This window comes from Variovorax paradoxus, from assembly GCF_009755665.1.
Lineage (GTDB): Bacteria > Pseudomonadota > Gammaproteobacteria > Burkholderiales > Burkholderiaceae_C > Variovorax > Variovorax paradoxus_G.
In genome coordinates, this window is the sequence record NZ_CP046622.1 from 1,264,900 (window position 1) to 1,280,079 (window position 15,180).

General features: G+C 65.1%; 13 protein-coding genes. All 13 read left to right on the forward strand.

Features of this window, described 5'->3' with window-relative positions; translation table 11 throughout:
* Nucleotides 1-9: 9 nt before the first annotated feature.
* The 13 genes from GOQ09_RS05800 to GOQ09_RS05860 all read left to right on the forward strand — a co-directional run bounded on the left by GOQ09_RS05800 (nucleotide 10) and on the right by GOQ09_RS05860 (nucleotide 15,126).
* On the forward strand, nucleotides 10-1,140 hold the full coding sequence (locus tag GOQ09_RS05800) for a deoxyguanosinetriphosphate triphosphohydrolase (RefSeq protein WP_157612476.1): 1,131 nt from the start codon (nucleotides 10-12) through the stop codon (nucleotides 1,138-1,140).
* A 14-nt stretch (nucleotides 1,141-1,154) separates the two neighbouring features.
* Nucleotides 1,155-2,399, forward strand: a complete 1,245-nt coding sequence (locus tag GOQ09_RS05805) for an MFS transporter (RefSeq protein WP_242631013.1) — start codon at nucleotides 1,155-1,157, stop codon at nucleotides 2,397-2,399.
* On the forward strand, nucleotides 2,396-2,971 hold the full coding sequence (locus GOQ09_RS05810) for a DUF1415 domain-containing protein (protein ID WP_157612480.1): 576 nt from the start codon (nucleotides 2,396-2,398) through the stop codon (nucleotides 2,969-2,971). The genes GOQ09_RS05805 and GOQ09_RS05810 overlap by 4 nt, the downstream gene beginning before the upstream one ends.
* A complete protein-coding gene (locus GOQ09_RS05815; RefSeq protein ID WP_157612483.1) occupies nucleotides 2,968-3,849 on the forward strand; it encodes a class I SAM-dependent methyltransferase in 882 nt (293 codons plus the stop codon). The genes GOQ09_RS05810 and GOQ09_RS05815 overlap by 4 nt, the downstream gene beginning before the upstream one ends.
* Nucleotides 3,850-3,878: 29 nt before the next feature.
* A complete protein-coding gene (locus tag GOQ09_RS05820; RefSeq protein ID WP_157612485.1) occupies nucleotides 3,879-4,574 on the forward strand; it encodes a transposase in 696 nt (231 codons plus the stop codon).
* Between the two features lie 187 nt (nucleotides 4,575-4,761).
* Nucleotides 4,762-9,516, forward strand: coding sequence for a glutamate synthase-related protein (locus GOQ09_RS05825; RefSeq protein ID WP_157612487.1), 4,755 nt, complete (start codon nucleotides 4,762-4,764; stop codon nucleotides 9,514-9,516).
* A gap of 32 nt (nucleotides 9,517-9,548) precedes the next feature.
* Complete coding sequence (locus GOQ09_RS05830; RefSeq protein ID WP_157612489.1) at nucleotides 9,549-11,027, forward strand: glutamate synthase subunit beta; 1,479 nt, start codon at nucleotides 9,549-9,551, stop codon at nucleotides 11,025-11,027.
* A gap of 65 nt (nucleotides 11,028-11,092) precedes the next feature.
* Nucleotides 11,093-11,950: an ABC transporter ATP-binding protein gene (locus GOQ09_RS05835; protein WP_157612491.1), complete on the forward strand. Its 858-nt coding sequence runs from the start codon at nucleotides 11,093-11,095 to the stop codon at nucleotides 11,948-11,950.
* Nucleotides 11,947-12,729, forward strand: coding sequence for a lipid asymmetry maintenance ABC transporter permease subunit MlaE (gene mlaE / locus GOQ09_RS05840; protein ID WP_157612493.1), 783 nt, complete (start codon nucleotides 11,947-11,949; stop codon nucleotides 12,727-12,729). The genes GOQ09_RS05835 and mlaE overlap by 4 nt, the downstream gene beginning before the upstream one ends.
* Nucleotides 12,730-12,767: 38 nt before the next feature.
* A complete protein-coding gene (mlaD, locus tag GOQ09_RS05845) occupies nucleotides 12,768-13,259 on the forward strand; it encodes an outer membrane lipid asymmetry maintenance protein MlaD (RefSeq protein WP_157612495.1) in 492 nt (163 codons plus the stop codon).
* The gene (locus GOQ09_RS05850; protein ID WP_157612497.1) at nucleotides 13,256-14,002 is read left to right on the forward strand and encodes an MlaA family lipoprotein; all 747 of its coding nucleotides are present in this window, start codon (nucleotides 13,256-13,258) and stop codon (nucleotides 14,000-14,002) included. The genes mlaD and GOQ09_RS05850 overlap by 4 nt, the downstream gene beginning before the upstream one ends.
* 187 nt (nucleotides 14,003-14,189) lie before the next feature.
* Complete coding sequence (locus GOQ09_RS05855; protein ID WP_157612499.1) at nucleotides 14,190-14,849, forward strand: MlaC/ttg2D family ABC transporter substrate-binding protein; 660 nt, start codon at nucleotides 14,190-14,192, stop codon at nucleotides 14,847-14,849.
* 4 nt (nucleotides 14,850-14,853) lie between these two features.
* Entirely contained in the window at nucleotides 14,854-15,126 is a 273-nt protein-coding gene (locus GOQ09_RS05860) for an STAS domain-containing protein (protein ID WP_126745531.1), read from the forward strand.
* Nucleotides 15,127-15,180: the final 54 nt, after the last annotated feature.

Here is a 15,180-nt window from a genome sequence, read left to right on the forward strand (position 1 = left end):
GGTGCGCCGATGAGCCTTGCGGCCTATGCCTGCCACCCCGCATGGTCGCGTGGGCGCCGCCATGCCGAGCCGCCCGCGCCGACGCGCGATGCCTTCCAGCGCGACCGTGACCGCATCGTGCATTCCACCGCGTTCCGGCGCCTGGTCTACAAGACGCAGGTGTTCCTGAACCATGAAGGCGACCTGTTCCGCACCCGGCTCACGCATTCGCTCGAGGTGGCGCAGCTCGGCCGGTCCATCGCGCGTGCCTTACGCCTCAATGAAGATCTGGTGGAGGCCATTGCCCTGGCGCACGACCTCGGCCACACGCCGTTCGGCCACGCCGGCCAGGACGCGCTCGACGCCTGCATGGAAGGTCACGGCGGCTTCGAGCACAACTTGCAGAGCCTGCGCGTGGTCGATGCGCTGGAGCACCGCTATCCGCAATACGACGGCCTGAATCTCAGCTTCGAGAGCCGCGAGGGCATTCTCAAGCACTGTTCGCGTGCCAATGCCGAGCGCCTCGAGGCCGCCGAACCCAACGGCGTGGCCCGGCGCTTCCTCGACCGCACCCAGCCCGCGCTCGAGGCGCAGCTGTGCAACCTGGCCGATGCCATTGCCTACAACGCGCACGACATCGACGACGGCGTGCGCTCGGGGCTCATCAGCGTTGAGCAGCTCGGCGAGGTGGAGCTTTTCGAGCGCTACCGCCGTGAGGCGCTCGCCGAGTACCCCGGGCTCGAAGGGCGGCGCGTGCTCTACGAGACGATCCGGCGCATGCTGAGCGCCCAGGTCTATGACGTGATCGATGCCACCCGTGCAAACATCGAAAGGGCAGCGCCGGCCGATGCGGACGGTGTACGGAACTCGCCGCCGCTCGTCGCGTTCAGCGAAACCATGCAATCGCAGTCCAGCGAGCTCAAGAGCTTTCTGTTTCGCAACCTCTATCGGCATCCGCAGGTGACCCAAACCACCGACCAGGCACAGCAGGTCGTGCGGGAGCTGTTCGATGCGTACCTCGAGCGAAGCGCCGAAATGCCTGCTTCCTACGCCGACCGCAGCGACCGGCATCGTGCGGTGGCCGACTACATCGCGGGCATGACCGATCGGTTCGCCATGCGCGAGCACGAAAGGCTCACCGGCCGGCGGGGCATCGGGTGAGTACGGTGGCTGTAGTGTCCGCACGCGTTCCGGTCGCCGCCTTCGCCGTCCTGTTCGGCGGCGTCAGCGCTGCGCTGCATCTGGGCAAGTTGCCGCCTGCCGTACCGGCTTTGCAGGCTTCGCTCGGCATCAGCCTGGTCGAAGCCGGTTTTCTGCTGTCGCTGGTGCAAGTGGCCAGCATGACCTTCGGGCTGGCGATCGGGCTTGCGGCGGACACCATCGGCTTGCGGCGCAGCATGCTCACCGGGCTCCTGGTGCTGGTTGTCGCCAGCCTGCTCGGCGGCGCGGTCGGGACCGGGCTCTTCGGCGATGCGCATGCGGTGCGGTGGCTGCTGGTTCTGCGCGCCGCCGAAGGCATCGGCTTTCTGCTGGCGGTCATGCCGGGGCCAGGGCTGATCCGCGCGCTGACGCCGGCCGGAGCGGACAAGGCCGCGCTCGGACTGTGGGGGGCGTACATGCCGCTCGGCGTCGCGCTTGCGCTGCTGCTCGGGCCGGCCTTGATCGCCTGGGGCGGATGGACCGACTGGTGGTGGGCGCTGTCCGCGGTATCGGCCGCCGCGGCGCTCTGGTTGTGGCTGACCGTACCAGCGGACGGGGTTCGTTCCGCCGCTGCGGGCAGTGCAACCGCGGGATGGTCGTCGCGGCTGCGCACGACGGTCGGCGCCCGCGCACCCTGGATGATCGCGCTGACGTTTGCCGTGTATTCCGCCCAGTGGATGGCGGTGATCGGCTTCCTTCCGGCCATTTATGCGGGCGCGGGTGTGCCGCCAGGCTGGAATGCGGTGCTCACCGCCATTGCGGCTGCGATGAACATCGTCGGTAATGTGGCGGGCGGGCGCTGGCTGCAGCGCGGCGTCGCGCCCGAGCGCCTGCTGCAGCTGGGCTTCGGGGCAATGGCGTTGGGAGGCGTGGCGGCCTTCGCGCAAATAGGGCAGGGTGCCGACGCGCTCGGCCTGCCGGCGGCGCTTCGCTATGCCGCGGTGTGCCTCTTCTCATTGGGCGGCGGCATGGTGCCGGCAACACTGTTCCTGCTCGGGGTTCGCATGGCGCCGGGGCCCAGCACCGTTTCAACCACGGTCGGGCTCATGCAGCAAGCCTCCTCACTGGGGCAGTTCCTGGCGCCGCCCGCGGTGGCATGGGTGGCTCACCGTGTCGGCGGTTGGCACTGGACATGGACGGCCACGCTGGCATGCTCGCTGGCCGGCATGGCCATGGCGCGGCACCTTGGGCGAATACGCCTTGCGGTGGCAGTGGCATGACGGGCGCGACGACAATCGAGGCCATGCAGGCCGAGGCCGATACCCGGCGCTGGCTCGAACGTGCGGTGATCGGACTCAACCTGTGTCCGTTCGCCAAGGCGGTTCATGTCAAGGCGCAGATTCACTTCGCCGTGTACATGCCGGCCGACGAGGCCGGGCTGATCGAAATGCTGCTTGCCGAGGCCAACGAACTCGCCGCGCTCGATGCCTCCGTGCGCGACACCACCTTGCTGATAGCACCCAACACCTTGGCGGATTTTCTGGACTTCAACGATTTCACGGCACGCGCCGAACGCAAGCTTGCCCGCGCGGGCTTCGACGGCGTGTTCCAGCTGGCAAGCTTCCATCCGCAGTTCCAGTTCGGCGGAACCGAGCCCGACGATATTTCGAATGCAACCAATCGCGCTCCCTACCCCACGCTGCATCTCCTGCGCGAAGACAGCGTGAGCCGCGCGGTCGAGGCCTTTCCGGAGGCGGAGGCCATCTTCGAGCGCAATATCGAAACGCTTGAAGCGCTGGGCGCCGAGGGCTGGGCCGCGCTCGACGTGGGCCCCGGGAGCGCCCGACGATGAATGCACAAGCAACCAAGACCGTGAAGACCGCAAAGACTGCCAAGGCCGAAGCCGAGTTGTCCGAGGTTCTGCGCCCGGGCCAATCCGTCGAGCTCCTGAAGGAACTGCACATCCTCACGCGTGAGGGCCGGCTCAACCAGGATTCGCGGCGCAAGCTCAAGCAGGTGTACCACCTGTTCCAGTTCATCGAGCAACTGCTGCGCGAACTGCCGGGCGGCGGCGCCGAGGCCACGCTGGCCGACCACGGCGCGGGCAAGTCGTACCTCGGCTTCATCATCTACGACCTGTTCTTCCGCTCGCGCGAAGGCGGGCACGTCTACGGCATCGAAACGCGCAGCGAACTGGTGGAAAAATCGCGCGCGCTGGCCCGGCAACTCGGCTTCGATCGCATGTCGTTCCTGAATCTCACCGTCGCCGAATCGGCGAACGCGAGCGAATTGCCTGAGCGGATCGACGTGGTCACCGCGCTGCATGCCTGCGATACGGCCACCGACGATGCGATTGCCTTCGGCCTCGCCAAGAAGGCGCGCTGCATGGTGCTGGTGCCGTGCTGCCAAGCCGAAGTGGCCGCCTGCCTGCGCGAGACCAAGGCGTTGGCCTTGTCGCGCACGCCTCTCGCCGAACTTTGGCGCCACCCGCTGCACACCCGCGAAATCGGCAGCCAGCTCACCAATGTGTTGCGCTGCCTGTATCTTGAGGCCAACGGCTACAGCGTCACCGTGACCGAACTGGTGGGCTGGGAGCACAGCATGAAGAACGAGCTGATCCTCGCGCGCTACACCGGGCAGCGCAAGGCCGCCGCAGCCGCCCGGCTGGGCGAGTTGCTGGCGCAGTTCGGACTCGATGCCTTGGGCGAGACGCGCTTTCGCCTGAGCTGAAATCCGCGAGCGCGCGCCGTCTTCACGCCATGGCCCGTCTTCCCCGCCTCACGCTGGCCGGCATGCCGCACCACGTGATCCAGCGCGGCAACAACCGCCAAGCCATCTTTGTCGACCGTGCGGACCACGAACGTCTGCTCGCCCTGCTGGCCGACAACGCCGTACGCTTCGGCATCGCGCTGCACGCCTATGTGCTGATGGACAACCACTTCCATCTGCTGGCAACGCCCGGTACCGCCACCGGACTGCCGCAGTTCATGCAGTCGGTGGGGCGCAGCTATGTGCGCTACTTCAATGACCGCCACGGCCGCAGCGGCACCCTGTGGGAAGGTCGCTACAGGTCCACGCTGATCCAGAGCGATCGCTATCTGCTGACCTGTATGGCGTATATCGATCTCAACCCCGTGCGGGCCGGCATGGTCGCCGACGCGCGCGACTTTCCATGGTCCAGCCACGGCCACTATGCCGGCTTGCGGCAAGACAAGCTGCTGACGCCGCATCCGCTTTATTGGGAACTTGGCAACACGCCCTTTGCCCGCGAGGCCGCATACGTCGAGTTGGTGCGCGCGGGCGTGCGTTCCGCTGATCAGGGCACTCTCACCGAGGCCACGTTGCGCGGTTGGGCGGCCGGCGACGCGGATTTTCTTGCTTCGCTTCAAAAGTCGACCGAGCGGCGCGTCGCCAAGGCCAAGGCCGGTCGCCCGCCAGCGGCATCTACTTCCTGAGGCCCGGCTCACGGCTGCTGGGGTCATCTGGAGTTATCTTTTGTTCTCAGAATTAATATGTCCCCAATTTAATTCTGACCAGAATGCTCGGAATTTAATGAGAATCTGACCCCGATTAAAGTGTTTGGCATTCTTTGTGCATCGCAATATCCTTCTCTTCCCTGCGAAAAAACTGAAGGAGTGCGCCATGACGACGGCTGCCGAGATCGAATATCTCCAACAACACGGTCTGTATTCCGGTGCCGACGAGCACGATGCCTGCGGCGTCGGCTTCGTGGCGCACATCAAGGGCGAAAAAAGCCATGCGATCGTGCTGCAGGGCCTAAAGATTCTCGAAAACCTTGACCATCGCGGCGCAGTGGGCGCTGACAAGCTCATGGGCGACGGCGCGGGCATCCTGATCCAACTGCCGGACCATCTGTACCGCGAAGAAATGGCCAAGCAGGGTGTCACGCTGCCGCCGCCGGGCGAATACGGCGTCGGCATGATCTTCCTGCCGAAAGAACATGCCTCCCGCGAAGCCTGCGAGCAGGAAATGGAACGCGCCATCAAGGCCGAAGGCCAGGTGCTGCTCGGCTGGCGCGACGTGCCGGTCAACCGCGACATGCCGATGTCGCCCACCGTGCGCGCCAAGGAGCCGCTGCTGCGCCAGGTGTTCATCGGCCGTGGCAACGACGTGATCGTGCAGGACGCGCTGGAGCGCAAGCTCTACGTCATTCGCAAGACCGCCAGCGCCAACATCCAGCGCCTGAAGCTCAAGCACAGCAAGGAATACTACGTTCCGAGCATGTCGAGCCGCACCGTGGTCTACAAGGGCCTGTTGCTGGCCGATCAGGTGGGTACCTATTACCTCGACCTGCAAGACAAGCGCTGCATCTCGGCCCTGGGCCTCGTGCACCAGCGCTTCTCGACCAATACCTTCCCCGAGTGGCCGCTCGCCCACCCGTACCGCTATGTCGCCCACAACGGCGAAATCAACACGGTCAAGGGCAACTACAACTGGATGAAGGCGCGCGAAGGCGTCATGTCGTCGCCCGTTCTCGGCCCCGACCTGCAGAAGCTGTACCCCATCAGCTTTGCCGGCCAGTCCGACACCGCCACCTTCGACAACTGCCTCGAGCTGTTGACGATGGCCGGCTACCCCATCAGCCAGGCCGTGATGATGATGATTCCCGAGCCCTGGGAACAGCACGCCACCATGGACCCGCGCCGCCGCGCGTTCTATGAATACCACGCCGCCATGCTGGAGCCGTGGGACGGCCCGGCCTCCATCGTGTTCACCGACGGCCGCCAGATCGGCGCCACGCTCGACCGCAACGGCCTGCGCCCCTCGCGCTACTGCGTGACCGACGACGACCTGGTCATCATGGCTTCGGAGTCCGGCGTGCTGCCCGTGCCCGAGCAGAAGATCGTGCGCAAGTGGCGCCTGCAGCCCGGCAAGATGTTCCTGATCGACCTGGAGCAGGGCCGCATGATCGATGACGAGGAGGTCAAGGCCACCCTCGCCAACAGCAAGCCGTACAAGCAGTGGATCGAAAACCTGCGCATCAAGCTCGACAGCGTCAAGGCGGAACCCGTCGCGGCGCCCGTCAGCCAGGTCGCGCTGCTCGACCGCCAGCAGGCCTTCGGCTACACGCAGGAAGACATCAAGTTCCTGATGAGCCCGATGGCGCAGGCCGGCGAGGAAGGCATCGGCTCCATGGGCAACGACAGCCCGCTGGCCGTGCTCTCCAGCAAGAACAAGCCGCTCTACAACTACTTCAAGCAGTTGTTCGCGCAAGTGACCAACCCGCCGATCGACCCGATCCGCGAAGCCATCGTGATGTCGCTGGTGTCGTTCATCGGCCCCAAGCCCAACCTGCTGGACATCAACCAGGTCAACCCGCCGATGCGGCTCGAAGTGAGCCAGCCGATTCTCGACTTTGCCGACATGGCCAAGCTGCGCGACATCGGCAAGTACACCCAAGGCAAGTTCAAGAGCTACGTGCTCGACATCACCTATCCGCTCGCCTGGGGCGACGAAGGCGTCGAAGCCAAGCTGGCGTCGCTGTGCGCCGAGGCAGTCGACGCCATCAAGGGCGGCCACAACATCCTGATCGTGAGCGACCGCGGCGTGAGCCCCACGCAGGTTGCGATTCCTGCCGTGCTGGCGCTGTCGGCCGTGCACCAGTACCTGGTGCGCGAGGGCCTGCGCACCACCGCCGGACTGGTGGTGGAGACCGGTTCGGCGCGCGAGGTGCATCACTTCGGCGTGCTGGCGGGCTACGGCGCGGAAGCCGTTCACCCGTACCTGGCCATGGAAACCCTCGCGGCCATGCATGCCGACCTGCCGGGCGACATGAGCGCCGAGAAGGCGGTCTATAACTACGTCAAGGCCATCGGCAAGGGTCTCTCGAAGATCATGTCGAAGATGGGTGTCAGCACCTACATGAGCTACTGCGGCGCGCAGCTGTTCGAGGCCATCGGCCTGAACACGGCCACGGTCAACAAGTACTTCACCGGCACGGCCAGCCGCGTCGAGGGTATCGGCGTGTTCGAGATTGCCGAGGAAGCCATCCGCATGCACAAGGCGGCTTTCGGCGACGATCCGATTCTTTCGAACATGCTCGACGCCGGCGGTGAATACGCCTGGCGTACGCGCGGCGAAGAGCACATGTGGACGCCCGACGCCATTGCCAAGCTGCAGCACAGCACGCGCTCCAACAACTGGAACACCTACAAGGAATACGCGCAGCTCATCAACGACCAGAACCGCCGCCACCTCACGCTGCGCGGCCTGTTCGAATTCAAGCTCGATCCGGCCAGGGCCATTCCGGTCGACGAGGTCGAGCCCGCGGCTGAAATCGTCAAGCGCTTTGCCACCGGCGCGATGTCGCTCGGCTCGATCAGCACCGAAGCGCACTCCACGCTGGCCATTGCCATGAACCGCATCGGCGGCAAGAGCAACACGGGCGAGGGCGGGGAAGACCCGGCGCGCTACCGCAACGAGCTCAAGGGCATTCCGATCAAGCAAGGCGACACGCTCAAGAGCGTGATCGGCGCGGCCAACGTCGAGGTCGACCTGCCGCTGAAGGACGGCGACTCGCTGCGCTCGCGCATCAAGCAGGTGGCGTCGGGCCGCTTCGGCGTCACGGCCGAGTACCTGCATTCGGCCGACCAGATCCAGATCAAGATGGCGCAGGGTGCCAAGCCGGGCGAAGGCGGCCAGCTGCCCGGCGGCAAGGTCACCGAGTACATCGGCAAGCAGCGCTACGCGGTTCCGGGCGTGGGCCTGATCTCGCCGCCGCCGCACCACGACATCTACTCGATCGAAGACCTGGCGCAGCTGATTCACGACCTGAAGAACGCCGCCCCGCACGCGAGCATCAGCGTCAAGCTGGTGAGCGAAATCGGCGTGGGCACCATCGCGGCCGGCGTGGCCAAGTGCAAGAGCGACCACGTGGTGATCGCGGGCCATGACGGCGGCACGGGCGCATCGCCCTGGTCATCGATCAAGCATGCGGGCAGCCCGTGGGAAATCGGCCTGGCCGAAACGCAGCAGACGCTGGTGCTCAACCGCCTGCGCAGCCGCATCCGCGTGCAGGCCGACGGCCAGATGAAGACCGGCCGCGACGTCGCCATCGGCGCGCTGCTGGGGGCAGACGAGTTCGGCTTTGCCACCGCGCCGCTGGTGGTCGAAGGCTGCATCATGATGCGCAAGTGCCACCTGAACACCTGCCCGGTGGGCGTGGCCACGCAAGACCCGATCCTGCGCAAGAAGTTCTCGGGCAAGCCCGAGCACGTCGTCAACTACTTCTTCTTCGTTGCGGAAGAAGTGCGCCAGATCATGGCCCAGCTGGGCATCCGCAAGTTCGACGACCTGATCGGCCGCGCCGACCTGCTCGACATGCGCAAGGGCATCGAGCACTGGAAGGCCTCCGGCCTGGACTTCAGCCGTCTGTTCGCGTTGCCGACGGTGCCGGCCGAAGTGCCGCGCTTCCACGTCGAAAACCAGGACCATGGCCTCGACAAGGCGCTGGACGTCAAGCTCATCGAGAAGTCGCGTCCCGCCATCGAGCGCGGCGAGAAGGTGCAGTTCATCGAGGTGGCGCGCAACGTCAACCGCTCGGTGGGCGCCATGCTGTCGGGTGCGTTGACCAAGGTGCATCCGCAGGGCCTGCCCGACGATTCGATCCGCATCCAGCTCGAAGGCACGGGCGGCCAGTCGTTCGGCGCCTTCCTGGCGCGCGGCATCACGCTCTACCTGATCGGCGATGCCAACGACTACACCGGCAAGGGCCTCTCCGGCGGCCGCGTGGTGGTTCGCCCGAGCCTTGATTTCCGCGGCGAAGCCACGCGCAACACCATCGTCGGCAACACCGCGCTCTACGGCGCGACCACCGGCGAAGCCTATCTGTGCGGCGTGGCCGGCGAACGTTTCGCGGTGCGTCTTTCGGGTGCCACGGCCGTCGTCGAAGGCACGGGCGACCACGGCTGCGAATACATGACCGGCGGCACGGTCGCGGTGCTCGGCAAGACGGGCCGCAACTTCGCGGCCGGCATGAGCGGCGGCGTGGCTTTCGTCTACGACGAAGACGGCCAGTTCGCCACGCGCTGCAATCTCTCGATGGTGTCGCTCGACAAGGTGCTGACCTCGGCCGAGCAGACCGCGAGCGTGCACCGCAAGATCTGGCACGGCGGAGAGACCGACGAGGCCCAGCTCAGGAAGCTGCTCGAAGAGCACCACCGCTGGACCGGCAGCAAGCGTGCGCGCGAGCTGCTCGACAACTGGGCCGTGGCCCGCACCAAGTTCGTCAAGGTGTTCCCGAACGAATACAAGCGTGCACTCGCAGAGCTGCACGACCGCAAGGTCGAACTCACGAGCAGCGGCAACAACGCGCACATCGGCCTCGAGCCGCACGCGGTGGCCGCCGCGCCGCAGGCCACGCCGGCTTCGGTCTGACAACCGGCGACATAAAGAACAAAGGAATCGCGATGGGAAAGATCACCGGCTTCATGGAGCATGAGCGCGTCGAAGAGGGCTACAAGCCCGTTGAAGAGCGCGTCAAGCACTACAAGGAATTTGTCGTCGGCCTGACGAACGAGCAGGCTAAGGTGCAGGGCGCACGCTGCATGGACTGCGGCACGCCGTTCTGCAACAGCGGCTGCCCGGTCAACAACATCATTCCGGACTTCAACGACCTCGTGTACCGCAACGATTGGCAAAACGCCTTTGCGGTGCTCGACTCGACCAACAACTTTCCGGAGTTCACCGGCCGCATCTGCCCCGCGCCTTGCGAGGCCGCCTGCGTGCTCAACGTGAACGACGACCCGGTCGGTATCAAGTCGCTGGAGCACGCCATCATCGACCGCGCTTGGGACGAAGGCTGGGTGGCGCCGCGCGTTGCCAAGCACAAGACGGGCAAGAAAGTGGCGGTGGTGGGTTCGGGTCCGGCCGGCATGGCCGCGGCGCAGCAGCTCGCGCGCGCCGGCCATGACGTGACGCTGTTCGAGAAGAACGACCGCATCGGTGGCCTGCTGCGCTACGGCATTCCCGACTTCAAGATGGAGAAGACGCACATCGACCGCCGCGTCGAGCAGATGAAGGCCGAGGGCGTGACCTTCCGCACCGGCGTGATCGTCGGCGCGGCGAAAGATCCGCTGGGCAAGGGCTCCAAGGTGACCAACCTCGCCAAGGAAACCATCACCCCCGAGCAACTGGACAAGGAGTTCGACGCCGTGCTGCTCACCGGCGGTGCCGAGCAATCGCGCGACCTGCCGGTGCCGGGCCGTGATCTCGACGGCATTCACTTTGCGATGGAATTCCTGCCCCAGCAGAACCGCGTCAACGCCGGCGACAAGGTCAAGGGCCAGCTGCGCGCCGAGGGCAAGCACGTCATCGTCATCGGCGGCGGCGACACCGGCTCCGACTGCGTGGGCACCAGCAACCGCCACGGCGCAGTCAGCGTCACGCAGTTCGAACTGATGCCGCAACCGCCCGAAGAAGAAAACCGCCCGCTGACGTGGCCCTATTGGCCGATCAAGCTGCGCACCAGCTCGAGCCACGAGGAAGGCTGTGAGCGTGAGTTCGCCATCTCCACCAAGGAGTTCATCGGCGAAAAGGGCAAGGTCACCGGCCTCAAGACCGTCCGCGTCGAGTGGAAGGACGGAAAAATGCAGGAAGTGGCGGGCAGCGAGCAGATCCTCAAGGCCGACCTCGTGCTGCTGGCCATGGGCTTCATCAGCCCCGTGGCCACCGTACTCGATGCCTTCGGTGTCGAGAAGGATGCGCGCGGCAATGCCAAGGCCACCGTCGATTTCATCGGCGGCTATGCCACCAATGTGCCCAAGGTGTTCGCGGCAGGCGATATTCGCCGCGGTCAGTCGCTTGTGGTGTGGGCGATTCGCGAAGGCCGGCAGGCTGCGCGCTCGGTGGACGAGTTTTTGATGGGATTTAGCGACTTGCCGCGCTGAATTTTGTTTCAATTTCGCGGGGCCCTTCACGGCCCCGCTATCATTTGCGGAAACCGCATGCCGGGATGCCTGTCAAGGCGCCCGGCTTTTTTATTGAGATGGACCCAGCCGCACAGCCACACCCCTTTGTAGAGTTCCGCGACGTTACGTTCGGCTATGGCGCACGTGCGATTCTCGACGGTGTGTCCTTTTCCGTCCCGCGCGGCAAGGTCACCGCGCTCATGGGGGCCTCGGGCGGCGGCAAGACGACCGTGCTGCGGCTTGTCGGCGGACAGCAGCGGGCGCAGCGCGGCGAAGTGCTGTTCGACGGCGAGGACGTCGGCAAATTCGACGCCGCCGCTCTCTATAAAGCACGGCGCCGCATGGGCATGCTCTTTCAGTTCGGTGCCTTGTTCACCGACATGAGCGTGTTCGACAACGTTGCCTTTCCTTTGCGCGAACACACGCAGCTGTCGGAAGCGCTGGTGCGCGACATCGTCCTCATGAAGCTCGACGCAGTGGGCCTGCGCGGCGCGCGCGACCTCATGCCCAGCGAAGTGTCCGGCGGCATGGCGCGGCGCGTGGCGCTGGCGCGCGCCATTGCGCTCGATCCGGACCTCGTGATGTACGACGAGCCTTTTGCCGGCCTGGACCCGATTTCGCTTGGCACGGCGGCGCGGCTGATCCGCCAGCTCAACGACACGCTGGGGCTGACCAGCATCGTCGTGTCGCACGATCTCGAAGAAACATTCCGCATCGCCGATCACGTGATCATCCTGGCCAACGGCGCGATCGCCGCGCAGGGTACGCCCGACGAAGTGCGGCAGAGCGCCGATCCGCTGGTTCACCAGTTCGTCAATGCGCTGCCTGACGGGCCGGTGCATTTTCACTACCCCGGAGTTGGAATCGAAGCAGATTTCGGCAGTGAAGGGGGGCGGTCATGACTTGGTGGAAACCTGCCGACGTAGGCTTTGCCGTGCGCAGCAAGCTTGCCGATATAGGCTATGGCGCCAAGCTGTTCGTGCGCCTGGCGTTTCAAGGCGCGCAGAGCCTCCGGCGCTTCAGCCTGGTGCGCGACCAGATTCATTTTCTGGGCAACTACTCGCTCGCCATCATTGCCGTCTCCGGTCTTTTCGTGGGCTTTGTGCTCGGCCTGCAGATGTACTACGCGCTGCAGCGCTACGGTTCTTCCGAGGCGCTCGGCCTGCTGGTTGCCCTGAGCCTGGTGCGCGAGCTCGGCCCCGTGGTGGCGGCACTGCTTTTTACCGGGCGTGCCGGGACATCGCTGACTGCAGAAATCGGCCTCATGAAAGCTGGCGAGCAGCTCAGCGCCATGGAAATGATGGCGGTCGACCCCGTGCGGCGCATTCTTGCCCCGCGTTTCTGGGCCGGCGTCATCACCATGCCGCTGCTGGCGGCCGTCTTCAGCGCTGTCGGCATCATGGGCGGCTACGTGGTGGGCGTGCTGATGCTGGGTGTAGACCCGGGCGCGTTCTGGGGCCAGATGCAGGGCGGCGTCGATGTCTGGCGCGACGTGGGCAACGGCGTCATCAAGAGCATCGTCTTCGGCTTTACCGTGACCTTCATCGCGCTGCTGCAGGGTTACGAAGCCCAGCCCACGCCCGAAGGCGTCTCGCGCGCGACCACGCGCACGGTGGTCATGGCGTCGCTGTCGGTGCTCGGCCTCGACTTCCTGTTGACCGCCATGATGTTCAGTATTTGAAGGAGCCTCGGCTCCAATCGTTCTAGAGAGTGCAAACCATGCAACGTTCCACTAACGACATCTGGGTCGGCCTGTTCGTCCTGATCGGCGGCGCGGCGCTTCTGTTCCTCGCGCTGCAATCGGCCAACCTGCTGAGCCTGAATTTCCAGAAGACGTACAACGTCACCGCACGCTTCGACAACATCGGCGGGCTCAAGCCGCAAACCGCGGTCAAGAGCGCGGGCGTGGTGGTCGGGCGTGTGGAGTCCATCGCGTTCAACGACAAGGCCTTTCAGGCCGACGTCACGCTGGCATTACAAAACCGTTACAGTTTTCCCAAGGACAGCTCGCTCAAGATCCTGACCAGTGGCCTGCTCGGCGAGCAGTACATCGGAATCGAAGCGGGTGCCGAGGAGAAGAACCTGCAAGCCGGCGACACCATTACCTCGACCCAATCGGCTGTGGTGCTGGAAAACCTGATCAGCCAGTTCCTCTACAGCAAGGCGGCCGAAGGAAATACTTCGACGCCGGGAACAGCCAACAAGAAATGAAAACAAGCCTTTTTTCCTCAAGCGCTATGAATAACGTAGCGAACTACGCCCGGTGGATGAGCGTAGCAACCGTTTTTGCGGTGCTTGCAGGCTGCGCGAGCGGCCCCCGGGCCAATCCGGCCGACCCCTTCGAGCCCTTCAATCGCGGCGTCACCAGTTTCAACGACAAGGTCGACGAAGCCGTGCTGGTGCCCGTGGCCACGGCCTACCAGCGCGTGCTGCCGTCGATGGTGCGCACCGGCGTGAGCAATTTCTTCGGCAACCTGGGCGACGTCTGGAGCTTTGCCAACAGCGTGGCCCAGCTCAAGCTGCAGAACAGCGCCGAGACCTTCATGCGGGTCAACGTCAACACTTTCTTCGGGCTCGGCGGCCTCCTGGACATTGCCACCGAAGCGGGCATCGACCGCCACGAAGAAGATTTCGGCCAGACGCTCGGCCGCTGGGGCGTGGGTGCGGGCCCATACGTCGTGCTCCCGCTGCTCGGCCCTTCGACCCTGCGCGACACGGCAGCCTTGCCGGTGGACCGGGCCGGAAGCGTGCTCTCCAACATGAACGACGTCGCGTGGCGCAATTCGCTCTCGGTGCTGGAAGTCGTCGACACCCGGGCCAAGTACCTGCGTGCCGGCCGCCTGCTCGATGACGCCGCGCTCGACAAGTACACCTTCACGCGCGACGCCTTCCTGCAGCACCGCCGCAACGACGTCTACGACGGCAATCCGCCGGACGACGAAGGCGGAAAGTAAAAGCCGGGAACGGGCAGAAAGGGAGCCGTTCACCGCCGGATGAGGCATTTTCTGCTTGCATCCGGTTTCAAGGCTTCACCTGCGCTTCAGGGAACCCCGTCGGCTCCAGACCCGTCGAACACGTTCTTTCCAAGAGGCGCGTTTTTCGGGCGCGCCTTGTGGATTTTCAAAACTTGAGGGAATTGACATGAACAACAATATCTTGCAACGACGCAGTCTTGGCCGCCTGGTGCTCGCGAGCGCACTGCTTTTTGGCGCTGCCGCTGCTTTTGTGCGCCCGGCGCATGCCGCCGATGAAGCGCCCGATGCGCTGGTCAAGCGGCTGTCGACCGATGTACTCGAAACCATCAAGGCCGACACCTCCATCAAGGCAGGCGACATCAGCAAGATCATGCTGCTGGTCGACAGCAAGATCATGCCCAACGTCAATTTCCAGCGCATGACGGCCTCCGCCGTGGGCCCGGCATGGCGCCAGGCCACGCCCGAGCAGCAAAAGCGCCTGCAGGAAGAGTTCAAGACCTTGCTGGTGCGCACCTACGCCGGCGCGCTCGACCAGGTGAGCGACCAGACCGTCACGGTTCGTCCGTTCCGCGGTTCGCCCGACGACACCGAAGTGCTGGTGCGCACCGAGGTCAAGGGCCGCGGAGACCCGGTGCAGCTCGACTACCGGCTCGAGAAAACGCCCGGCCAGGGCGGCGGCTGGAAGGTCTACAACCTCAATGTGCTGGGCGTCTGGCTGGTCGATACCTATCGCACCCAGTTCTCGCAGGAAATCAACGCCCGCGGCATCGATGGCCTGATTGCAGCGCTGGCAGCGCGCAACAAGGGCAACAGCGGCAAGAGCTGACGCCATGCTGGTGCTGCCGACCAAACTCACCCACGACGAGGCCCCCGCCTGCATGCGCATGCTGCAGCAGGGGCTGGCGGGGCAGACCGACACTTCCACCGTGGTCGATGCCAGTGCACTGACGCAGTTCGATTCGTCGGCGCTGGCCGTGCTGCTGGAATGCCGCCGCGAATCGAGCGCGCTCGGCCGCGGCTTTGCCGTGAAGGGGCTTTCGCCTCGGCTGCGCGAGTTGGCTGCCCTGTACGGCATCGCGGGTCTTTTGCCGGCGGCGCCCTGAGCGCCGGGCAACCGGGCGGCGGCCGCGTCAGGGCATCTGGCGGCGGCGCAGCAG